The organism is Advenella sp. S44, assembly GCF_002810445.1.
Classification (GTDB): Bacteria; Pseudomonadota; Gammaproteobacteria; order Burkholderiales; family Burkholderiaceae_B; genus Advenella.
This window is the reverse complement of the sequence record NZ_NEXS01000001.1, coordinates 53,141-74,349: the sequence shown is the minus strand read 5'-3', so window position 1 is coordinate 74,349 and position 21,209 is coordinate 53,141. Positions and strand designations below refer to the sequence as shown.

20 protein-coding genes are annotated in these 21,209 nt (G+C 53.2%); 12 read left to right on the top strand and 8 right to left on the bottom strand.

Annotated features, from left to right (window positions below):
* Window positions 1–27 precede the first annotated feature (27 nt).
* The 3 genes from CAP48_RS00305 to CAP48_RS00295 all read right to left on the bottom strand — a co-directional run bounded on the left by CAP48_RS00305 (window position 28) and on the right by CAP48_RS00295 (window position 3,060).
* Window positions 28–990 carry a tripartite tricarboxylate transporter substrate binding protein gene (locus tag CAP48_RS00305; protein ID WP_161495165.1) on the bottom strand — a complete coding sequence of 321 codons (963 nt, stop codon included), beginning with the start codon at window positions 988–990 and terminating at the stop codon, window positions 28–30.
* A 90-nt stretch (window positions 991–1,080) separates the two neighbouring features.
* Complete coding sequence (locus CAP48_RS00300) at window positions 1,081–1,776, bottom strand: GntR family transcriptional regulator (RefSeq protein WP_100694046.1); 696 nt, start codon at window positions 1,774–1,776, stop codon at window positions 1,081–1,083.
* A gap of 360 nt (window positions 1,777–2,136) precedes the next feature.
* Entirely contained in the window at window positions 2,137–3,060 is a 924-nt protein-coding gene (locus CAP48_RS00295) for a LysR family transcriptional regulator (protein WP_100694045.1), read from the bottom strand.
* A 147-nt stretch (window positions 3,061–3,207) separates the two neighbouring features.
* Between CAP48_RS00295 and CAP48_RS00290 the strand changes: the two genes are divergently transcribed.
* The 4 genes from CAP48_RS00290 (at window position 3,208) to CAP48_RS00275 (ending at window position 7,825) form a co-directional block, all read left to right on the top strand.
* Entirely contained in the window at window positions 3,208–4,092 is an 885-nt protein-coding gene (locus CAP48_RS00290; protein ID WP_197707217.1) for an SDR family oxidoreductase, read from the top strand.
* 9 nt (window positions 4,093–4,101) lie between these two features.
* Window positions 4,102–5,613 (top strand): AMP-binding protein, encoded by a 1,512-nt coding sequence (locus CAP48_RS00285; RefSeq protein WP_100694044.1) that lies wholly within the window; start codon window positions 4,102–4,104, stop codon window positions 5,611–5,613.
* Between the two features lie 69 nt (window positions 5,614–5,682).
* The gene (locus CAP48_RS00280) at window positions 5,683–6,657 is read left to right on the top strand and encodes a tripartite tricarboxylate transporter substrate binding protein (RefSeq protein ID WP_100694043.1); all 975 of its coding nucleotides are present in this window, start codon (window positions 5,683–5,685) and stop codon (window positions 6,655–6,657) included.
* Between the two features lie 175 nt (window positions 6,658–6,832).
* Window positions 6,833–7,825 carry a hotdog domain-containing protein gene (locus CAP48_RS00275; protein WP_100694042.1) on the top strand — a complete coding sequence of 331 codons (993 nt, stop codon included), beginning with the start codon at window positions 6,833–6,835 and terminating at the stop codon, window positions 7,823–7,825.
* 94 nt (window positions 7,826–7,919) lie between these two features.
* Here the strand turns inward: CAP48_RS00275 and CAP48_RS00270 are convergent, their stop codons facing one another.
* Window positions 7,920–8,531, bottom strand: a complete 612-nt coding sequence (locus CAP48_RS00270) for a superoxide dismutase (protein ID WP_100694041.1) — start codon at window positions 8,529–8,531, stop codon at window positions 7,920–7,922.
* Window positions 8,532–8,690: 159 nt separating this feature from the next.
* Window positions 8,691–9,167 (bottom strand): hypothetical protein, encoded by a 477-nt coding sequence (locus tag CAP48_RS00265; protein WP_100694040.1) that lies wholly within the window; start codon window positions 9,165–9,167, stop codon window positions 8,691–8,693.
* 278 nt (window positions 9,168–9,445) lie between these two features.
* On the opposite strand from CAP48_RS00265, the gene CAP48_RS00260 reads away from it, so the two are divergent.
* Window positions 9,446–10,024 carry a PadR family transcriptional regulator gene (locus tag CAP48_RS00260; protein ID WP_100694039.1) on the top strand — a complete coding sequence of 193 codons (579 nt, stop codon included), beginning with the start codon at window positions 9,446–9,448 and terminating at the stop codon, window positions 10,022–10,024.
* Window positions 10,025–10,131: 107 nt separating this feature from the next.
* Window positions 10,132–10,947, top strand: coding sequence for a siderophore-interacting protein (locus CAP48_RS00255; protein WP_242444275.1), 816 nt, complete (start codon window positions 10,132–10,134; stop codon window positions 10,945–10,947).
* A gap of 39 nt (window positions 10,948–10,986) precedes the next feature.
* Here CAP48_RS00255 and CAP48_RS00250 read toward each other — a convergent pair whose 3' ends face one another.
* Window positions 10,987–11,865, bottom strand: coding sequence for a DMT family transporter (locus CAP48_RS00250; protein ID WP_100694038.1), 879 nt, complete (start codon window positions 11,863–11,865; stop codon window positions 10,987–10,989).
* A gap of 253 nt (window positions 11,866–12,118) precedes the next feature.
* On the opposite strand from CAP48_RS00250, the gene CAP48_RS00245 reads away from it, so the two are divergent.
* From CAP48_RS00245 to CAP48_RS00220, 6 genes are all read left to right on the top strand, one after another.
* Window positions 12,119–13,450: a PLP-dependent aminotransferase family protein gene (locus CAP48_RS00245; RefSeq protein ID WP_100694037.1), complete on the top strand. Its 1,332-nt coding sequence runs from the start codon at window positions 12,119–12,121 to the stop codon at window positions 13,448–13,450.
* 221 nt (window positions 13,451–13,671) lie between these two features.
* Entirely contained in the window at window positions 13,672–14,823 is a 1,152-nt protein-coding gene (locus CAP48_RS00240; RefSeq protein ID WP_100694036.1) for a PLP-dependent aspartate aminotransferase family protein, read from the top strand.
* A gap of 130 nt (window positions 14,824–14,953) precedes the next feature.
* On the top strand, window positions 14,954–15,814 hold the full coding sequence (locus CAP48_RS00235; protein WP_242444274.1) for a transporter substrate-binding domain-containing protein: 861 nt from the start codon (window positions 14,954–14,956) through the stop codon (window positions 15,812–15,814).
* A gap of 2 nt (window positions 15,815–15,816) precedes the next feature.
* Entirely contained in the window at window positions 15,817–16,467 is a 651-nt protein-coding gene (locus CAP48_RS00230; protein ID WP_100694035.1) for an amino acid ABC transporter permease, read from the top strand.
* Window positions 16,464–17,234 carry an amino acid ABC transporter ATP-binding protein gene (locus CAP48_RS00225; RefSeq protein WP_100694034.1) on the top strand — a complete coding sequence of 257 codons (771 nt, stop codon included), beginning with the start codon at window positions 16,464–16,466 and terminating at the stop codon, window positions 17,232–17,234. The genes CAP48_RS00230 and CAP48_RS00225 overlap by 4 nt, the downstream gene beginning before the upstream one ends.
* Before the next feature lie 110 nt (window positions 17,235–17,344).
* Window positions 17,345–18,292, top strand: coding sequence for a LysR substrate-binding domain-containing protein (locus CAP48_RS00220; protein ID WP_100694033.1), 948 nt, complete (start codon window positions 17,345–17,347; stop codon window positions 18,290–18,292).
* 70 nt (window positions 18,293–18,362) lie between these two features.
* On the opposite strand, the gene CAP48_RS00215 is transcribed toward CAP48_RS00220, so the two are convergent.
* Together CAP48_RS00215 and CAP48_RS00210 are read right to left on the bottom strand one after the other, a co-directional pair.
* Window positions 18,363–19,919 (bottom strand): acetolactate synthase large subunit, encoded by a 1,557-nt coding sequence (locus CAP48_RS00215; protein WP_100694032.1) that lies wholly within the window; start codon window positions 19,917–19,919, stop codon window positions 18,363–18,365.
* Between the two features lie 259 nt (window positions 19,920–20,178).
* Window positions 20,179–21,174, bottom strand: a complete 996-nt coding sequence (locus CAP48_RS00210; RefSeq protein WP_100694031.1) for a tripartite tricarboxylate transporter substrate binding protein — start codon at window positions 21,172–21,174, stop codon at window positions 20,179–20,181.
* Window positions 21,175–21,209 lie beyond the last annotated feature (35 nt).

Here is a 21,209-nt window from a genome sequence, read left to right as displayed (position 1 = left end):
TCACAATTCCTTCTGTTGTACGGTAATTCAATGGGTTGGTTTAAGGATTTTTCGGAATTTTTCTATTTCCTGCTTGATATAAGCGTCGAATTCGTCGAGTGAGACGGTTCGACTAATCAGGCCTTGCTGTTCAAGTTTGCGCTTGACGTCGGGGTTACTGTTTACAGCGCTAATCTGCTCTGCCATGTAAGCTTTCATTGGGTCGGGTGTTTTCGCGTTCATAATGACGCCATACCAAATCGCATAATCAAAGTCGGCAACGCCTTGTTCGCTAACAGTCGGTACGTCGGGCAGTATGTCTGACCGGTGTTCACTGGTTATTCCTATTGCCTTGAGCCTGCCATCCTTGATATAGGGCATGGCGAGCGCGATCGGCGCAAAGGACACATCGATGCGGCCGGCGACTACCTCGGCTACGCCCTCCTGCACACCCTTATAGGGAATGTGCTCAAGTTGTATTCCCGCTTCTTGATTGAAGTATCGACCAACCAGATCGGTCGCGGAATTTACTCCTGCGGATCCGTAAGTCAGGTATGCATCTTTCTTTTTTGCTGCCGCGATCAAGTCTTGCAAAGTTTTGTAGGGACTCTTGGGATTAACAACGACTAGCGTTGGAGAATAGGCAATGGATGCAACGCCCGACAGATCCCGGAGCGTGTCGAACGGCAGTTTTTCCTGCACAGAAGGATTGACAGCATAGGACGAAGATACAAATAACAAAGTATTACGAGCGACATCTTCAGACAGCAGACGCTGTGTTCCTACCATGCCCCCGGCGCCCGGGCGGTTCTCTACTACAACGGGCTGGCCAATTTGCTTGGATAACGTTTCGGAATAAATCCTGGCAATGATGTCTATCAATGCCCCAGGGCTGAAAGGCACTATGGCCATTACGGGTGTTTTCAATACAGGTTTTTCCTGAGCCAACGCATGGTTATTGGATAAGACCAGTGCGACACTCGTGAAAAGTAGCTTGAATAGCCTATTCATTCCCATCACCATCTCCTTTAATGTATTCTACATTTATAATGTCGACATTTAAGCACAGGCTAGTATTTTTATCAACAATTTAAATAAGTCTTAAATTTCGTCACTCGCCAGGGAAGACAGTTTTTGCCCTTCCTGGAGTGCCTTAAGTGCGCCATCCCTGTTCTCGAGGGCTAGCCGGCGATGCTCTTCCGCAGCATTCGGTCCATCTCCTTGCACAATAAAATCCACAAGTCGACGCCATGTGCGCAGAGATGCTTGTCGGCGTTCTTCGCTTTGAAGACCCATTCGCACATATCGCCCAATCCGCTGAGCGAAGTCACTGATATAGTGGGCTAGTATTTCGTTTTCAGAAATGGCTGCAATGAGAGAGACCATTTCCCCGCTAATTGCTGAGTACCGGGCAGAATCATCAGTGTTTTCTTCAAGACGAGCAAGATACGAATTTAATGCTCTGACATTGTCTGGGTGTATACGCTCTGCGGCAAGTCGCGAGGCGCTCGAGAGCAAGGACGCCCGCACTTCGAAGAGATCTTCAAGTTCCTTTAATGAAAGCTGGGTGACATGCGCGCCGCGTTGCGGCTTGATCTGGACTAAACCACGCTGCTCCAACAAACGCAGGGCTTCTCGGATGGTTGCGCGGCTTACGCCAAATGATTCCGCCAATTCAACCTCGCGCAAACGCTCGCCCGATTCGAAGCTGCCATCAATAATCCGTTCAGAAATTTGATCCGAAATTTGTATTGGTAATGTGCGCAGTGTACTGGAGGGAGTAAATTGTCTGTTCATTTAATTTTTGCAATGTTGTTCGCGAAAATATTCTTCAGTTTTAACGCGTCAGGGATCCGCCCTGCTCAGAAAGTAAGGGTGCTTTTTTAGCTGCCCATTTGCGACAAGCTTCCTTTTCATACTTTAGGGCATGATCGTATATCGTGGGACGAATGAATGCATTAGCATGGCGTATCGCTTCTAGCTCAGGCGCGATTAACTTTTAGTGTCGACATTATTACATAATGCAAATAATTAGCAACCGGTTTATTGTGCTTCAGTAGAGGCGGAAATTTCACGCTGCTACGGCCGATGATCCGTAGACGATATTGCGCGTACTATTCTTGTGCTACGCTTTTGTATGGTGCATTAAGGCACCGTTCATTCGCTGAACACGGTTTTGAGCTGCGCCTGCAAGTATTGCGTCAAAGTCTTGATGGCGGCCGATGCCAAATGCGGCCTGGCTGTAGTCAGGATATAAAGCGTCGCATCAATGCCGCCTATCCGATATTGTGGCAATACCAACTGCAGGTGGCCGTCAGTCACATCGCGTGAAACAACGTAACTGGGCAATAGCGCTACGCCGAGATCATTTTTGGCGGCCGTGAGCAAAAAGCGGAAGTTCTCCGACTGCAGGCCAGGCTTGAGCTTCAGCTCTGTTGAAGCCTTACCGTTTACCAGCAGGATCTGCTCATGGAAACGACGGTTTGATGAGCAAATGAATTGCAGTTGAGCAATACCTTGCGGATCCTGCGCTGCAGTACCATGCGTAGCCAGATAGCGGGGAGAGGCGCAAAGACGCCACTGCACATCGCATACTTTCTTTGCGACATAATTCTGAGGAGGTTCAGCCACGACCCGCAAGGCAACATCCACCTGGGATTCAATCAGATCGTTTACGCGATTCGAAAACATGATGTGCAGATTAAGCTGCGGATAGGCCTTCTTGAAATCGATCAAAATCGGCTGCAAAACAAGTTCGCCCAGCCCGGTTGGGACACTGAGTCTGACGGTGCCAGTCGGCTCTGCGCCCAACATTAGCATCTGATTCGTTGCCGCTTCCAGTTCACGCAATATCCCCAACCCGTGCTGGTACAGCACCTCACCCTGTTGGGTCAGCTCCAGGCGCCGGGTTGAGCGTCGGATCAGCTGGGTATTCAACTGGGCTTCCAGTCGCTTCAGGCTTTTGCTTACGTGTGACTTGGTAATGTGATGGCGTTTGGCGGCCTCGCTGAGCGTGCCGGTGTCAATGATCGTCACGAACAGGCGGATCAGGTTCAGGTCCAGCTCACTGTAGTTGTCCATCAAGCTCCCCCTTTGCTTGGTCGTTAACTTACAAAAGGTATATATCCTTGCTTTTATTGTCAACTAGCAGGAAACATATATTATCGATTTATTCGCATTGTTGCCAGCAGAGGGCGTTGTTACACTCGTCTGCACAAGGAGACAACCATGCGGAACCAAATTTTTTCAGAAAATATTTTTCAGGATCAGCGCGTACTGGTGACCGGGGGCGGAACCGGTCTGGGGCTGGCCATGGCCGAAAAGCTGGTTAGCCTTGGTGCTCAGGTACATCTTTGCGGACGCAGAATGAACGTTCTGGAACAGGCTGCTGCGAATCTGCAAGCGAGCGTTCCAGACAGCCGTGTCTTTGTACATTCTGTTGATATCAGGGATTCAGACAAGGTCGACCAAATGGTCCAGCATATCTGGGACGAACACGGCGGAGTAGACGCTTTAATCAACAATGCGGCCGGAAACTTTATTTGTCCGACAGAGGATATTTCGGTCAATGGTTTCAAGGCGATTACCGAGACCGTGCTTAATGGCACTTTTTATGTCACCCAGGCGGTCGGCAAACGCTGGATTGCTACACAACATCCTGGCTCCGTCGTATCAATCGTCGTCACTTGGGTCTGGACCGGATCGCCCTTTGTCGTACCTTCGGCTATGTCCAAATCTGCAGTCGATACCATGACCAAATCGCTCGCTATCGAATGGGGGCGGCATGGCATTCGATTCAATGCGATCGCTCCCGGCGTCATTCCAACAGAGGGAGCGTCGGCAAGGCTACGTCCTACCGAGAGCAACACCGATGCCCTGGCAAGTCAGAATCCGATGCAGCGGCTTGGTCAGTTCAGCGATATTGCTAACTTAGCCACTTTTTTGCTATGCCCGGAAAACAGCTGGCTCAATGGCCAAACAGTCGCGCTGGACGTGGGCGACTGGCTGGCTAACGGTGCTTACTTCAAGCAGTATTTCGAATGGGATAAAAATGACTGGCAGGTTGCCCGCGAACGCATTCAGGCGCGGACGGAACCAATCGCGCAAAGCTAAGGAGTAGCGATGGAACCGATAGTTGTTGTCCAGAACAGAAAGACCAGCAAGGCAGTGCATCAGTCGCGGGCCCGCCGATTAGCATTTGGTCTGCGTACACTTGGCATAAAGCCAGGCGACACGTTTGCGATCATGTTGCGCAATAGCGAAGCTTTTCTGGAGGCCATTGACGCCAGCCGGCAAGTCGGTACAACGTACTGTCCCATCAATTGGCATTTTACCGCAGCGGAAGTCGATTTTTTGCTCAACGATAGTGGAGCGCGACTGCTCATTGTGCATGCTGATTTCTGGGACCGTATACAAGCGGTGGTGCCGCCTTCCATGCCGGTGCTGATTGTGGACGAACATCCCGCTTGCAATGGTCAGGCGAATGCGCCATTGTCCTATGCGAGCTGGCGCGATGCCTTCCCGGAAAGCGGCGAATACGCTGACGCGCCACGTGGTCACATGGCCTATACGTCAGGCACGACCGGTAAGCCAAAAGGTGTGGTTAGGCACATGTTTCCGCCCGAAATTGCTGCCGATCGCAAAGTGGCAGCGCAAAAGCTGCTACGGCAAACACTCGGCCTGGTTCCGGGATGCAGGGCGTTGCTACCAGCGCCCATTTACCACAGCGCGCCCAGTCTGTTTGCTCAGAATGCGTTGCAAATGTGCGAAGTCTTTGTATTAACAGACCGGTTCGATCCTTTGGAAGTGCTGCAACTGGTTCAAACTTACCGCATTGAAGTCCTTTATCTTGTGCCAATTATGTATGTCCGCATGCTCAAGCTTGACCCACAGTCACGTCAACGCTATGACCTCGGATCTCTGCGATTTGTCGCTTCCACTGGCGCCCCTTGTGCGCCAGAAATTAAGCGGGCAATGATTGATTGGTTAGGTCCTATTGTCTATGAAACCTATGCGTCCAGCGAGGCAGGCCTAATTACTTTGCTGGACTCACATCAGGCACTGGCAAAACCGGGCAGCGCAGGCAAACCGGCGGGTGAGGCAGTGATCAGAATTTACGACGAAGAGGGCGCCCGGTGCGGCCCAGGGGTGGCCGGTTACATCTATGTCCGGCAACCGGCATATGCGGATTTTCATTACCGCAATAATCCACAGGCGCGCAATGACATCGACAAAGAGGGTCTGATCAGTCTGGGCGATATCGGCTACCTGGATAAAGATGGCTTTTTATTTGTCTGCGACCGAAAATCCGACATGGTAATCTCCGGTGGAGTCAATATTTATCCAGCAGAAGTCGAACATCAACTGCTGCAATATGACGGCATCGCCGATTGCGCCGTTATTGGTGTTCCTGATGCTGAATTTGGCGAGTCGCTTCTTGCGTTTGTACAACCGCAAGCCGGTCAAACGTTGGACACCGAGGCGATCGGGCGCTGGCTGCAGGCACGCATGGCCAAATTTAAGGTTCCGCGCCAATTCATTATCGACTCTGCCTTGCCAAGGGATGATTCCGGAAAAATATATAAGCGCTTACTACGCGATAAATACTGGGCTGGTCACAGCCGTAAAGTCTAATACGAATGTCATCGTGTGATTGAAAAAAAGCCCGTTCAGGGGCGAAACGAATAATCAAGGAGACTCATCATGAACCAACGCATTGCAAGTGTCATTATTGCCGCTACCTTCGGCTTTGCAGTCGTTGCGCCAGCCTGCGCCGCTTATCCAGAGAAGCCCATCAGGCTGGTGGTACCATATACGCCGGCGGGCGCTGCAGACCAGCTGGCGCGAGCGCTGGCGCAAAACATGGGTCAGGCGCTCGGACAAGCGGTGGTGGTCGAAAACAAGCCAGGGGCCAGCACGAAAATAGGCGCCACTCAAGTGGCGCGCTCGCCAGCCGACGGCTATACCCTTTTTCTTGCAAGCAATTCCAGCATGGTGCTCAATCCTTTGCTTTACAAGAATTTTCCCTACGATCCCGAGCGCGATTACCGTATCGTTTCCATTGTTGCTGACATTCCGCTGGTTGTAATCACAAATGAAAAATCAGGCCTGGATAGCATGCAGAAATTTGTAGACTACGCCAAGCAGCATCCGGGAAAGCTTAACTATGCATCAGTGGGTAACGGCAATCCCTTGCATCTGGCCACCGAATTATTGCTCGGCCAATACGGCATCAAGGCGACCCATGTTCCCTATAATGGCAGTGCGCCGGCATTGACGTCACTCATGAGCAATGACACGCAATTGATGATTGACGTTATCAGTACTTCGCTGCCGCTCATCAAGGATGGAAAAATCAAAGCGCTCGCTGTAACTTCATCCAGTCGCCTTAAGGTGCTACCCGATGTGCCGAGCGTATCAGAAATCGGCAACACTAATTATCAGGCTTCAACCTGGTTCGGTCTTGCCGTACCCAAAAGCACGCCTGACGCTGTTGTAAACGCTCTGCGAACCGCAATCGATACCACGCTTAAGAATGAATCGTTCCAGAAACGATTTGAGACGCTGGGCCTTTATGTGCAGCAACCACGCAGTCAGCAACAGATCGATCACTTTGTTGACGAAGATCGTATCAAGTGGAAAGCAGTAATAGAAAACAACCGGATTTCGCTGGATTAAATATCCTCATATCAGACACACGCAACTGTGTAACCGCAGGCCACACTAATGGAGGCCTATGTAAAGCCCCTAAGGTGTCCGGTCCCTGACAGGCGCATTCCGCAAGCCGTGTAAAATGGTTTCTTCTTCAAAGATAATGCGCCGGGAAATCATTCCAGTTCAATTCAATTGACATATGCACACGACTCAAGCCCAGACTCTTTCCTCTATGGACCCCACCGCGCCTGACGCGGATGTTTTGCGTGTTTTGAAAGCCTTGAGTCTGCAGCGTGTCGTCGGCTGGCACCTGCCTGCCTACTTTTTGGGAATTACATACGAATCTGTCGGCTACGATGAGGCAACGTTGACAATGGGTCTGGACAACAATGTTGCCCACAACGGCCAGCCGCTACCGGTTGCCCTGTGTATCCTGGCCGATGTTGCGCTGGCGGCCGCAATCCGTGGAGAAGTCGGATTTGAGACCAGGCTGGCGACAGTCAGCGCCCGGCTCACATTTACTGGTAAATCTGCAACGCAGCGTCTTTCGGCCAAAAGCCATACCCGGTTTCGATCGGATGCAACCGCAATCGCGATTCGCAACAGCAGTGTGGCTCTCCTTTCGGGGGATACGGAAATCTGTTTTGCGGAAGCCAATTTTGCGGTCCTGAACCGTCCTGCAGATAAGCCGGCGCAAGCGCTGCCAAGTCCGACCACGGTGGAACAGGTGCAATGGCTTGATATCAATGATCTTACCGACCAGGAGAAAGACGTTTACCTCAAAGCGCAGAAAGCAAGCGCTCATGGAAGAGACAGTGATGGCGGCAGCGCTAGCGGTAGGGATACAACAACGACATTTACAGAGAGATTTTGGGGCCTGTTGCCGGTGGCGCACGCAAAGGCAGCTACATGCGAGGTCGAATGCGGATTGCATATCGGCAATCGGGTTGGTCATGTACAGGGCGGGATATTGCTCGGCCTGGCGATCAGCACCAGCCTTGCCACTGTAGAGCAGGACTGGCGTATGCTTGAAATAAGCGCAAACTTCATTCGTCCGGGAACCGAGGGCTTATTGAAAGCAAGCAGTCGCATCGTTAACCAGGGACGCAACCTGGCTCATGTCACATGTGATATTACGACTGACTCGGGTCGATTGGTGCTCCAGACCCAATCGACCTTGATCAGACAATGAATAAGCCAAAAGCCGCCCGCTCGATATAATTCAAGACGGGCGGCAATCAAGTTATAACCGAATCAAGTTATCACCGGATCAGGTAAACACCGGATCAGGCCATCGCCGCATCATAGCGACGCGCCACTTCGGGCCAGTTCACTACGTTGTAGAATGCAGCAATGTATTCCGGTCGGCGGTTCTGGTATTGCAGATAGTAGGCGTGTTCCCATACGTCCAGCCCCAAAACGGGCGTATTGCCGGTCATTAACGGGCTGTCCTGGTTTGCGGTGCTTTCAACAACGAGCTTTTTGTCAGGTGTCACGCTCAACCATGCCCAGCCGCTGCCAAAACGCGAAATAGCCGCTTTGGTGAAGGCTTCTTTGAACTTGTCCAATCCGCCCAGGTCTGCATCAATGGCTGCAGCCAGCTTTCCGTCCGGCTGGCCGCCGCCTTGGGGAGACATCACTTGCCAGAACAAGCTGTGATTGGCATGTCCGCCGCCATTATTGCGCACCGCCGCTTGTACAGACTCTGGAAGTTTGTCGATATCCGAAATCAGCTCCTCGACGGCAGGCGTGGGCAGGTTCTCGCCTTCCAATGCCGCGTTCAGATTGTTAATGTATGTTTGATGATGCTTGGTGTAATGGATTTCCATTGTCCGTGCATCGATATTGGGCTCAAGCGCATCGTATGCGTAAGGCAGAGCGGGAAGGGTATAAGACATAAACTGCTCCTCATGTAATTCATTTAAGAATGGATCCGAACGCGCGATCAATGGCAAGACGCTGGTCGAAATAAGCAAAGGCCAACGACAGGCCGATTACCGGCCAAATGAATGCCTCAAATAAGGGCTATTTACGGGCCAACAAGGACATCATTGCCCTTAGTGAATCGGCGTTTCAAATGTAATTCCGGCTGCGCCCTGGCTTACCGTGCGCTGTACCTGCTTATCGTCCGGATGCAAACTCAAAAACCGGGTAAGTTCGGTGTAGGTGCGTCTGCTGTGGTTCATAGCCGCGTCCTGCCACGATTGCGGCAGTGACCGGTCATTCATGGCTGCACACAGTCTCTCGTGAGCCAGGCACAGATGCAGGCGCTGCAGCGCCTTGCGACCTAGCTGTTCATAGGTATCGGCCAGGTTGTGATGGGCTATTACGTAGGCTGCAATGGCGGTGTCAGCATCATCGGCCACGCCAAAGCATTCCGAGGCCAGGGCCAGGGCAAAATCATAGTGACCGATTGCCTGTCTGTAACTACCGCTGTCAAAGGCATCGTTGCCGTCTGTCGTGGCCTGTCGCCAGCGCACCAGATAGTCTTGTCCGTTCACGGTCGACACCTGGGTCGATATTTCACTTAGCATGAAGCCTCCATGGCACATAATGTACCGCGTATGCAAATAATAATGATTTTTTATTATATATATCAACCAAAGCGAAACGTATTACATATGAATATTAAAAATGACGATTGAAATCAAGATGATGCAAGAATATTCGCATTATGCCCTTGGTTCAGTCATGGTTTTTTACGGCTGGAAGTTCCGATAGATAAGCAGAAAAATTATTAAATGTCGCATTTTTCACTTGACTAATAAGGTCATAAAATATATCGTACGATATATTAAATAAGGAATCAGACATGAAAGATATAAAGCAACCAGGGCGGCACCCGCGGGGGCCGGGCCGGCATCGCCACGATGCAAATTTCACTCGTGGTCGAAAATTTTCTTCCGATGATCTGCAGCTGATGCTTCTGGCCTTGCTTGAAACGCAGTCAAGCCACGGTTATGAGCTGGTCAAGGAGCTAGAACGTCGTTCAGGAGGATACTGGAAACCCAGTCCTGGCATGGTGTACCCGGCGTTAACCTATATTCATGAAATCGGTTATGCATCGGTGTCGGTCCACGCCAACAAGAAGTCTTATGCGCTGCTGCCTGAAGGGCATGCGTTTCTTGGCGAACATCGCGAGCATGCACAAGAGCTGTTGGCCACCCTGGTGCACCTGGGCAACAAAATGAAATATATCCAGGGCGCAATGGCAGCGGACAACGATGCCACTGACAATGACGGCTGGCTTGCCGAGTTTCTCCAAGCCCGTCTGGCGCTCAAGCGTGCGTTATTGCTCAAAAGCGATGCCGATCCGCAGGAACAAAAGCGCATTGCCCAGATCCTGCAAGCGGCCGTCTCGCAAATCAATGAATCCTGCACTCGGCCATGACAGGCCACATGCGCGCTGTCATGTCCGGACACGCGTATCCCCACACCCGATTGAATGCGGCCTCGACATATCTTGTCGTGCCGCCAGTTTTTCACGAGAATGACGATATGACTACCGAAATAAAGATGCAAGCTCCAATTTGCCCGCAGCTGGCTCCCCAGCGCGTGCGCCACCCGTTAAAGGCGCGGCTGTTACAGGTCAGAAAAATCACCTGCCTGACTCCACGCATGGTTCGCGTAACATTTCATGGTCGCGATCTTGGCGACTTCATTTCCGCTTCGTTTGACGATCACATGAAATTATTCTTTCCGCCAGATGGTCAACCCATCGTTCCGACCAACACGCCAGAAGGACCGCGCTTTGCTGAAGGCACGGTGCGTCCGCCTGCGCGCGATTACACGCCGCGCTACTACCGTGAGGCAACAAGGGAACTGGATATTGACTTCGTACTGCATGGTGACGGACCAGCCGCCAGTTGGGTGGCTGGCGCAACGGAAGGTGATGAGCTGGTTGTCGCCGGCCCGCGCGGCTCATTTGTCATGACACCTAACTTTGACTGGCAATTGATGATCGGCGACGAAACAGCATTGCCGGCCATTGGTCGACGTCTCGAAGAGCTGCCGGCAGCAGCCAAGGCCTATGTCATCGCGCTTGTGGAAAACGCGGCCGAAGAACAAGCGTTTCAAACCCAGGCGCAGGTGAACATCACCTGGCTGCATCGCGAGGGGTCCTCTGAGTCAGAGCAGGCGCTTGTGAATGCGGTGCGCACGTTCGCGTTGCCGGCAGGTGAAGGTTATATCTGGGGGGCAGGCCAGGCGGCGCATATGCGGGCAATCAGTCAGTACTTGCTTGAAGAAAAAGGAATAGACAAGTCACGAGTACGCATCAGCAATTACTGGAAGCCGGGCAGCCCACAGGAATAGAAGTCAACACTGTCGTGACGTGAATGACGACAACGTCATTCACGCGAACCGTTTGGATCCTGCGACGCAGGCAATGACAGCCACGGTGACGCCCACCATCAGCATGCTTACCGGCTCATGCAGCATTGTTGCAGCAAGCGCCAGGCCGAAAAATGGCTGCAATAACTGCAACTGGCCAACGGCCGCAATGCCGCCCTGGGCCAGGCCGCGGTACCAGAATACAAAACCGATAAGCATACTAAACAAGGACACATAGGCCAGGCCTGTCCAGGCCGGCCAGCTGATGTTGGCGAACGTATCAGGCAAGGTCAGTAGCGACAGTATCAGCATGGCGGGCAGCGACAGCAGCAAGGCCCAGCAGATTACCTGCCAGCCACCGAGTGTGCGCGAGAGCGCGGCACCTTCGGCATAGCCCAGTCCGCAGACAATGATGGCGGCAAGCATCAGCAAATCGCCTGTCAGAGAGGCACTCAACCCCTGTGACAGTGCAAAGCCGGCAACCAGCATGCTGCCCATTACCGAGAAGAACCAGAAAGCAGGGCGCGGATGCTCGCCGCCGCGCATGACGCCGAATATGGCCGTGGCCAGTGGCAGCAGACCGATAAACACAATTGAATGAGCTGAGGTCACATGTTGCAAGGCCAGTGCCGTCAGTAGCGGGAAGCCGAGAACCACGCCAATGGCGACGATAAACAGTGGCGCCAACTGCGGCCGCGTCGGACGTTTCTGCCGGAACACCAGCAACACCAGCAAGGCCAAAAGGCCGGCGATGGTCGCACGCGCGACGGTCAGGAAAATCGGGTCAAATTCAAGCACCGCCACGCGCGTTGCCGGCAGCGAGCCGCTGAAAATCAGCACGCCCAGAAATCCATTGAACCAGCCTGCTGTCTTGCTGGCCTGGCGATTTTCCTGTTTCATGGTTTTACTCGAATTAACATCCACACAATACCGCACGTACCATCACGGCAGACGCCAACACAGGATATGCTTCAGTTGTTTTCACTCCTGAGTCGGCCCGGGCCGAACGATCTTCTGAACTTGAGCCGAGAGCCAATTTCCAGTGCGATCACTCTGCTATTGACCCGAAATTCAATGTCGAACGCAATAGCAACACGCCATCTTAAAACTTATAATTATGACAATCAAATTATTGTCATGGATACATATTCATATGGCCCGCCTCAGATACAAAACATTTGTCGATCGGTTTGCACACCAGATCCGAACCGGCCAGCTAACCCCCGGGACGCGCCTGCCTACCCATAGGCAATTGGCCGCACGCGAAGGTATGTCCCTGGTCACCGCAACCCGTGTATATGCAGAACTCGAAGTCATGGGACTGGTTAGCGGTGAAACCGGCCGTGGCACTTTTGTTCGTGCTATTACGCAGGCGCCGGGCCAGGGAGTCGACCAGCATGTGGTGGCCGCGGACATGATCGATCTGAATTTCAATTACCCTTCGTTGCCTCAGCAAACGGAATTGCTGCGTAATGCACTCCGGCAATTGTCCACTTCGGGTGACCTGGCCTCGTTGTTGCGTTATCAGCCCTATGGCGGCAGACAGCACGACCGGGAGGCACTGGCGCAGTATCTTGAGAGTCGCGGACTTACCGTGAGCGCTGAACAAATTTTAATCGTGAATGGCGCGCAGGATGGGCTGGCCGTGACCGCCATGGCATGCCTCAATCCTGGCGACGTGATTGCGGTCGATGCGTTGACCTATCCCGGCTTTCGGGTACTGGCCGATATGTTGCACCTGGAGCTGGTGCCCGTCCCGGCAGACAATTACGGTCCTGATATTGCTGCGCTGGAAAAATTGAGTTGTGCGCGTCGCATACGAGCCGTCTACACCATGCCCACAATGAATAACCCGCTGGGCTGGGTGATGAGCGAGGAACGCAGGCTGCAACTGGTGGCTGTTGCACGCAATCACAATCTGCTTATTATCGAAGATGCGGCCTATGCCTTTCTGGTGGAAGAGGCGCCTGCGCCCATCGCCCAGTTGGCGCCGGATATCACAATTTATGTCACCGGATTTTCAAAAAACGTTGCCGCTGGTTTGCGCGTGGGACTAATCGCGGCACCCCTTGCCCATATTCAGTCGCTGGAGCGGGCAATACGGGCCACCACCTGGAGCACGCCGGGTGTGATGAGTGCCATGACAATTGAATGGATTCGCGATGGCACCGTATTGCAGCTCGAAGTGGAAAAACGCGAAGATGCACGACGCCGCCAGGCCATGGCTCGCGAAATTCTGTCGGGTATATCGTGCGTTGGCCATCCCTCATCTTACTTTCTCTGGATCCCGCTGACTGAAGACGTACGGGCAGATCAGATTGCGAAAATTCTCATGCAGGAGCGGATTTCCGTGTCGACGGCCGAGCCTTTCGCCACTACGGTGCATGTACCTCATGCCATTCGGCTGGCGCTGGGGTCCGTAACGCTTGACGTATTGCAACTGGCATTGGAGCGGGTCAGGCGTTGCTTGACGGAGTATGCGTAACGCGGAGCCTGATCGCCGACGGCCCGACATTTTATGGACAAAAGCGATCGCCAGATGGCACTAGCAACATGCCTGAAAATTGCCGGACGTTCGCGACCGGCAAAGACGTTTTTTCAACCACACTTAAGTTTTACTTATAGAGTCAATAATTATAAGCGTAGCCATTGGTATCAACTTCTGCAACACTGGCCAGACTTTCCCCATTCTGAGTTTTGACTACCATGAAGAAGTATTACCAAGCAAACGAAGCATTTGCAGGCCTGTCGGCCCCGGTCTGGCGCGCCTCTACCGTTGTTTTTGACGATGTTGAATCCTTCATCCACAGAAAGTCGCGGCAACCGGACGGCTTCAGCTATGGCATCACGGGCACCCCAACCGCCCGTCTGCTGGAGCAGGAGATTGCTCGCCTTGAAGGCGGCCGGCACTGCGCCGTGACGCCATCGGGACAGGCAGCATTATGTCTTGCCGTGATGGCATTCGTGCAAGGTGGAGATCATCTGCTTATTTCGGCAGCGAGCTATGGCGCCCTGAAAACCTATGCAGAAAAATGGCTGGCCCGCCTGGGGGTCGAGGTTGAATATTATCCCCCAGCTATTGCGCATGAAATATCACGTTTTATCAGACCCAATACAAAGATGATTTGTGTCGAGGCGCCGGGGACGGTCACCATGGAAATGCCCGACATCCCGGCAATTGTGACCGAAGCCAAAAAACAGGGTGTCATGACCATGATGGACAATACCTGGGCCTCGCCACTGGGCTTTCGCCCGCTTGAACACGGCGTTGATTTGTGTGTCGAGGCCGCAACCAAGTTTTTCGGTGGCCACTCCGATTTGCTGCTTGGTGCCGTCATCACCAATGATGCCCAGCAGTTCGCACAGTTGCGCGAGACGCAAAGCATCATGGGGTTGCAGACCAGTCCGGATGATTGTTTTCTCGTGTTGCGTGGGCTAGAAACCTTCGAGATCAGATACCGTCGGCAGAGCGAGAACGCCATGACCATTGCCACATGGTTGCAGCAACAGCCCGAAGTGAGGGACATGCTGTTTCCCTGCCTGCCCGGCGATCAGGGGCATGAAGTATGGAAACGTGATTTCGGACCGGGCGGTTGCCTGTTTTCGTTTACGCTCAAGCAGGACAATGAACACGCATATCGCGCGTTTTTTGCGGCGCTGGAGCACCTTGTGCTTGGCGCCAGTTGGGGCGGCGTACACAGTCTGATCGCGTTCTATCCAGCGCACATGCAGCGCGACAGGATGTTTTCGAGAACGGACCAGGCCATCATCAGGTTATCGGCAGGATTGGAGGATCCCGAACTGATTATCCAGGATTTAAAAAACGCCTTGCACGCCTATGTCCAGGCTTGCAAATAGACCGGGTAGGACGACAGGCGGTAAGCGGTAAATCTGCTGTAAAGACAGAGAGGTTGCATCCGGTATGCGCCCGTAACTGGCGCACCGGATGCGAATGGAACGCAACATCAAATCTATGTGGAGACATAATATGAAAACAATGAGATGGGTACGTGGATCACGGCAGCTGGCAAGCATGCTGATTTTGGCCATAGGGGGAATGAGCGTTGCTGCGCCTGCACTTGCACAGCAAACGGATCTGCTGGAAAAAATCAAAAGCGCTGGCGTCATACGCATTGCCAATACTCAGGCCAGCCCACCCTGGAGCATGCTTGACGAAAAAAATCAATTGACCGGCTACGATGTTGCCATTGCCAAAGAAGTGGCGCAACGCATGGGAACGCTGAAAATAAAATTTGTTGGCGATACTTATAAGAACTTTGTCGAAGGATTGAAGACAGATAAATACGATCTGGTCATGAACGATATGACGCCTACCGAGACGCGTCGCAAGCAGGTTGATTTTTCCATCCCCTATGGGGTTGAAGTGTTTCGCATTTTCGTTCGTAATGACAATACCGATATTACAGATAAAGCAACACTGGCTGGCAAGAAAGTCGGAGTGTCAACCGGTTCATCCAACGAAAGCTGGGCGCGCGAGCATCTGACTGATTCGGATATCCGGGGCTACGATAACGGCGCGCTCATTTTCAATGATATCGCCAATGGCAGGATCGATGCTGTCATTATTTCGCATTTCGGCGGTATGAAGTATGCGCACGCCAAGGGGATCCCGGTCAAGGAGGTTGGCGAGCCTTTAACATACCAGTTGGCGGCGGCGGCACTGCCAAAAGGACAGGACGCCTTGCGTGAAGCCGTCAATAGCGCATTGGATAGCATGCTCAAGGACGGCACTGTCGAACGCATAAGCAATGAGTTTGTCGGCAAGGACTACAACATGCTGGATTCAATAGCGGCAGCCAAAGAAGAAATCGCAGCAGAGGGGAAATAACCATGCTAGAGCTGTTCATGCGGGCGTTGCCGCTGCTGCAAAACGCATTACTCTTGACTTTGTTGTTGTCGGCCAGCTCTTTTATACTGGGTTGCATACTCGGTTTGTTTATTGCGCTGGCCCGGATCTCGTCATTCAGGTTGCTGCGCTACACGGCATTTGTTTACGTGTCCATCTTTCGCGGCACGCCGTTATTGGTGCAGTTGCTGCTCATTTATTTTGGCCTGCCGCGCATAGGCATTGTTCTTGAGCCCGTACCCTCTGCCATTATTGCCCTGACGCTGTTTTCCGCTTCCTATCTGAGTGAAAACTTCCGCTCCGGCATCAATGCCGTGGACGAAGGTCAGTGGGAAGCAGGACTGTCCATGGGACTGAGTTATCGCAAACTGATGCAGCGGATCATCCTGCCCCAGGGCCTGGTCATTGCCATTCCGACGGTAGGCAGCCGTCTGATCGCGCTGGTCAAGGATACTTCGCTCGCATCCACTGTCACAGTGGTGGAATTGACTCGCGTGGCTGACCAGGTCGGGGCGGCTACGTTTCGCTACATGGAGATGTTTCTCATGGTCGGCGCCATCTACTGGATCATCAACCAAATATTGACAATTCTTCAGACTTATCTGGAGCAACGGTGTGCGAGGCATATTCGATGACATCTGAAATCACAAGCGCAGTACAGGCTCGCGGTATTTGCAAAAGCTACGCGGGAACCCGCGTTTTGCATAGCGTCGATCTGGATGTAGACAAAGGAGAAGTGGTCGTTATCATGGGGCCGTCGGGTTCCGGAAAGACCACTCTGCTGAGATCCCTCAATTTCCTGGAGCAGCCGGACAGTGGCATGGTCGAAATCGGCGGAATCCGCGTCACGGTGCAGCCCAAGCAGCAATATACAGGCAGGCAAAAGCAAGAGATCCAGCAGATACGCAGAAAATCGGCCATGGTTTTCCAGTCATTCAACCTGTTCCCGCACATGACTGCAATCGCAAATGTGATTGAGGGATTGATCAGTGTTCAAGGTATGAGCAAAGGGCCTGCGACAGAGAAGGGCATGCAGTTGCTTGAGCGCGTGGGCCTTGCGCAAAAGGCAAATGAGTATCCGGCCCATTTGTCGGGCGGGCAAAAGCAGCGGGTGGCAATTGCTAGAGGGTTGGCGATGGATCCCGAAGTCATCCTGTTTGATGAGCCGACCTCTGCGCTTGATCCCGAATTGCGTGACGACGTGCTCAAGGTTATGCGGGCACTGGCGCGTGACGGTATGACCATGATCGTTGTCACCCACGAGGTCCGGTTTGCCAAAAGTGTCGCAAACCGTATAATCTTCATGGAGCGCGGTTCCATCCTGGAAAATACGTCGGCAGAGCACTTTTTCAGCGATCAGGGCAATTTGCGCATTACCCAGTTTCTGGGGCAGGTGGACTAGCCTTACCATTGGCAATTGGTCATGGATGGTCGGCCTTGTCTGCGTGAACTGGCCATTCATGCCTGTGTGATTACCGCCGCTGGCGATCAATAGCCTTCCAGGAGCCGCATATGAACGCCCGGGACATCGAAATTTTCCGCTCGGTCATGGTGTCCGGGACGGCCAGCAAGACGGCGGCTTTGCTAGGCATTTCGCAATCGGCTGTCAGCCAATCCCTGCGCAAGCTGGAAACCTCGGCCGATCTGTGTTTGTTCGAACGAATCCGCGGCCGACTGGTCCCCACCCGCGAGGCGCAAATATTGCTCAATGATATTGAGCGTCATTTTGTTGGTATGCAGGCAATAGAACATCGCGTTCGCAGCCTGAAGTCCGGTGGTTCGGACAGATTGACTGCTGCCGTGTACCCTGCGCTGGGCTTTAGCTTTTTGCCGCATGTCGTGGCGTCCTTTCGCCAGCGTTTTCCGGAAACCTATATCTCTTTACAAATCATGAGTTCCAAGGACGTGCATGCGCATGTGACCTCGGGCCAAGCCGATTTTGGTTTAATGGCAGACGAAATGTCACTGGCCGGGCTGGAACACTCGCTGTTTTACAGAACACAATGCGTGGTCGTCATGCGTCAAGACCATCCATTGCGCAATAAGTCGGTTATCGCGCTCACAGATCTTCAGGATATGGACTTCATCGCACTTAATGCCGAAGACAGTAGTCGCATTCGCCTGGATGCCCTGCTGCAGAACGCCAACGTGGTGCCCAGACGTATCGTTGAAACGCCTTATTCGCAAACCGTATGTGAGCTGGCCAGGCAAGGGGTGGGCATCGGCGTTGCCAATCCTGTGACCGCAATAGGTTATGCCGACAGTGGACTGCTGCTGAAGCGAGCGCTATTTGATGTCGAGTTTCGCGCGATTCTGCTGTTTCGGTCAGATAAACTATTTTCGGAAAGTTCCAAGCAGTTTCTTAAGTTCATGCGAATTCAAATGAGCGAAGTACAAACCCAAATCGATGATTTTCTGGGAGCAAGACCGGTCAAATCGCGTGATCGAAAGTCAGGGTAGCTGAATACACAACCGAATACACATAGGGGGTGAGCGCAGCAACATACCATTGCGCTCACCGGATACTGAATCAGATCACCGCTTCGATCAGAAACGGCCCCTTGCGCGCCATGGCGCTTCGCAGCACATCGGACAAGTCAGCGGTTGTGGTGACCCGGGCGGCTTCAACGCCGGCTGCATTGGCCATGTGAACCCAGTCGAAGGCGGGGCTGTCCAGATCCAGCATACGGTGGGCATTGTGACCGGGCGCGCCGGCGCCGACCTGCTTAAATTCGTTATGCAATATGGCATAACTGCGATTTGCAAAAATGATGGTGACAACATCCAATTGTTCGCGGGCCTGTGTCCACAGGGCTTGCAGCGTGTACATGCCGCTGCCGTCGGCCTGCATCAGCACCACTTTGCGATCCGGACATGCGACCGCAGCGCCTGTGGCCATCGGAATGCCGATACCAATGGCGCCGCCCGTAATCTGCAGAAAATCGTGGGGTGCCGAGCTAAAAGTGGATTTGAATGCGTCTCGTCCCGAGGTCAACGACTCATCGCAAATGATTGCGTTCTCTGGCAATAGGCTGCCAATGGCCTGAATCACTGCGGCGGCATCCAGTTTGCCGGATGGCAGGCCAATATCGCTACGCTCGGCAAGCAGCGTAATAGGGGTGCTGGTGGCGCCAACGGCGCCAACGGCATCAGCCAAAGCCTCCAGTGCGCCGGGCAGATCATCATCCGGTTGGGTCAATTCAATACGTTTGCAATTTTCCGGAACCAGCTCGCCTGGCTTGCCTGGGTAAGCAAAAAACGCCACCGGGGTCTTCGCACCCACCAGAATTAACTGCTCGGTGTCTTGCAACGCGTTGAGCGCCAGGTCAACGCTAAAAGGTACGCGTTCAATCCGGACACGGCCGGCGCCACGTTCGATGCGTCCATTGGACTGTTGCGCCATCAGTCGGGCGCCGGTGCGTTCGGCAATCCTGGCTGCTGTCTCCAGCGCCTTGCTGCGCAGTGCTTTGCCCGAAAGCAGAATCACCGTATTGCGACCGTTATTAAGCGCTTCGGTTGCGGCGCGCAAGGCATCAGGAGCAACATGGGTGCGTTGGACGGGCGGCGCTTTCTGTATGGGGGTCGCGGTTTCAGTCCATGCTGCGTCAGCCGGCAGGATCAGCGTAGCGACAGCGCCGTAGCCACTGTTGGCCGCGCTTATGGCCGCTGCCGCTGCACCAGACACGTCGTCAGCAGACTGAATCCGTCTTACCCAATCGGACATGGGGGTAGCCAGGCTTTCGATATCGCTGGTCAGTGGCGCGTCGTATTGCAGATGATAACTGGCGTGATCGCCAACCACATTGACCATGGGGGTGTGAGCGCGCCTCGCGTTATGCATATTGGCAAGGCCGTTTGCCATGCCCGGTCCGCAATGCAGCAGCGTTGCCGCCGGCTTGTCGGCCATTCGAGCATAACCGTCGGCCGCGCCGGTCACAACGCCCTCAAATAATCCCAGCACGCAACGCATTTGCGGCTTGCGATCCAGCGCTGCTACAAAATGCATTTCCGATGTACCCGGGTTGGCAAAACACACATCAATGTCGTTTTCCAGCAAGGTATCGCAAAGACTGTCTGCTCCGTTCATGAATCTATAAACCTTTTAAACTGTGTTCCGCGCGCGGAACGGGTTAATAATAAAATTATCTGGGACTGAATATGTTTATCTACAGTGAATACGCTTCTCTACAATGACTGTGTCGCTCTAGAAGGAATCTGCTCATCTAAGATCAATCTGCTTATCGAGGATGAAATATGCCTATCTGGAACGAACAGGTTTACCCTGACGAAAAATGTGTATCGGAACTGCATAAAGGTCTATCAGAAACGCATCAATTTGAATATATTTATTTGGATTCAATGTGCTTGTCCTGGATAAGCTTGTTCCAACGCTGTCGTTCCCTGTCCTCGAATGCGGTCATGTCCGTGCCAAAAATGGTGCCCGGCTGGGTGCTGGTTTGCTCCAACTTCTGTTTCAAGTCTTTTGATGCCAGCGCTTGTCTTGCGGCTTCCACCAGTGTGTTGACTGCCTCGGGCGGCGTGCCTGCCGGCGCGTAAAGGGCGAACCAGGCGTTGACGTCAAATCCGGGCAGGCCGGATTCGGCTACGGTCGGAATATCGGGAATGGCAGGATCGCGTTGCGCGCCCGTCACCGCAATCCCGCGCACTTTTTTGCCATCTTTCACTTGGGATAGCGTGCTGGGCAGGTTATCCATCAGAATGTCGACCTGGCCGCCGATCAGCGCGGGCATGGATCCCGACACGCCTTTGAATGGAACGTGAAGCATGCTGATGCCGGCGGCATCCTCCAGATAGGCGCCGGTCAGGTGCACCGACGAACCCACGCCGGGAGACGCATAACTGAGTTTCTTGTCTTTTGCTGCTTTGGCCTTTTCAATAAGGTCCTTCAGCGATTTGATATCCGAGTTGGCGTTAACAGCGATCACGTTTGGCGTGGTGCCTGTCTGCGCAATAGGCACCAAATCCTTTTGCGGATCAAATGGCATATCTTTATACAGAAACTGATTGATGGTTTGTGTGCCGATCGTTCCCATGCCAATGGTGTAGCCATCGGCCTTGGCGCGGGCCAGTGCTCCCATGCCGACATTGCCGCCGGCCCCGGCACGATTTTCAACCACAATGGTCTGACCCAGCTCTTTTTCCAGCGCCTGGGCAATATGCCGGGCAATCAAGTCTGTTGTGCCTGCTGGCGGGAAGGGCACAATCAAGGTTACAGGGCGTTCAGGATAAGCGGCGTATGCGGTGTTCGCGACACAGCAGGCGGCAAGGGCGGCCAGCATTAGCGAGCGGATTGGCGCGGCAGGATGATAAACGAATGTCATATTGTCTCCGTCGGGTGACTGTTTCTTATCGTTGT

What these genes read in the sequence shown, in the direction of transcription:
- CAP48_RS00270 (WP_100694041.1), bottom strand. Translation starts at nt 8,531, where the DNA reads ATGTCTTATACCCTTCCCGCTCTGCCTTACGCATACGATGCGCTTGAG.
- CAP48_RS00245 (WP_100694037.1), top strand. Translation starts at nt 12,119, where the DNA reads ATGGCCCGCCTCAGATACAAAACATTTGTCGATCGGTTTGCACACCAG.
- CAP48_RS00220 (WP_100694033.1), top strand. Translation starts at nt 17,345, where the DNA reads ATGAACGCCCGGGACATCGAAATTTTCCGCTCGGTCATGGTGTCCGGG.
- CAP48_RS00240 (WP_100694036.1), top strand. Translation starts at nt 13,672, where the DNA reads ATGAAGAAGTATTACCAAGCAAACGAAGCATTTGCAGGCCTGTCGGCC.
- CAP48_RS00210 (WP_100694031.1), bottom strand. Translation starts at nt 21,174, where the DNA reads ATGACATTCGTTTATCATCCTGCCGCGCCAATCCGCTCGCTAATGCTG.
- CAP48_RS00225 (WP_100694034.1), top strand. Translation starts at nt 16,464, where the DNA reads ATGACATCTGAAATCACAAGCGCAGTACAGGCTCGCGGTATTTGCAAA.
- CAP48_RS00285 (WP_100694044.1), top strand. Translation starts at nt 4,102, where the DNA reads ATGGAACCGATAGTTGTTGTCCAGAACAGAAAGACCAGCAAGGCAGTG.
- CAP48_RS00275 (WP_100694042.1), top strand. Translation starts at nt 6,833, where the DNA reads ATGCACACGACTCAAGCCCAGACTCTTTCCTCTATGGACCCCACCGCG.
- CAP48_RS00265 (WP_100694040.1), bottom strand. Translation starts at nt 9,167, where the DNA reads ATGCTAAGTGAAATATCGACCCAGGTGTCGACCGTGAACGGACAAGAC.
- CAP48_RS00230 (WP_100694035.1), top strand. Translation starts at nt 15,817, where the DNA reads ATGCTAGAGCTGTTCATGCGGGCGTTGCCGCTGCTGCAAAACGCATTA.
- CAP48_RS00260 (WP_100694039.1), top strand. Translation starts at nt 9,446, where the DNA reads ATGAAAGATATAAAGCAACCAGGGCGGCACCCGCGGGGGCCGGGCCGG.
- CAP48_RS00255 (WP_242444275.1), top strand. Translation starts at nt 10,132, where the DNA reads ATGACTACCGAAATAAAGATGCAAGCTCCAATTTGCCCGCAGCTGGCT.
- CAP48_RS00300 (WP_100694046.1), bottom strand. Translation starts at nt 1,776, where the DNA reads ATGAACAGACAATTTACTCCCTCCAGTACACTGCGCACATTACCAATA.
- CAP48_RS00215 (WP_100694032.1), bottom strand. Translation starts at nt 19,919, where the DNA reads ATGAACGGAGCAGACAGTCTTTGCGATACCTTGCTGGAAAACGACATT.
- CAP48_RS00250 (WP_100694038.1), bottom strand. Translation starts at nt 11,865, where the DNA reads ATGAAACAGGAAAATCGCCAGGCCAGCAAGACAGCAGGCTGGTTCAAT.
- CAP48_RS00295 (WP_100694045.1), bottom strand. Translation starts at nt 3,060, where the DNA reads ATGGACAACTACAGTGAGCTGGACCTGAACCTGATCCGCCTGTTCGTG.
- CAP48_RS00280 (WP_100694043.1), top strand. Translation starts at nt 5,683, where the DNA reads ATGAACCAACGCATTGCAAGTGTCATTATTGCCGCTACCTTCGGCTTT.
- CAP48_RS00305 (WP_161495165.1), bottom strand. Translation starts at nt 990, where the DNA reads ATGAATAGGCTATTCAAGCTACTTTTCACGAGTGTCGCACTGGTCTTA.
- CAP48_RS00235 (WP_242444274.1), top strand. Translation starts at nt 14,954, where the DNA reads ATGAAAACAATGAGATGGGTACGTGGATCACGGCAGCTGGCAAGCATG.
- CAP48_RS00290 (WP_197707217.1), top strand. Translation starts at nt 3,208, where the DNA reads ATGCGGAACCAAATTTTTTCAGAAAATATTTTTCAGGATCAGCGCGTA.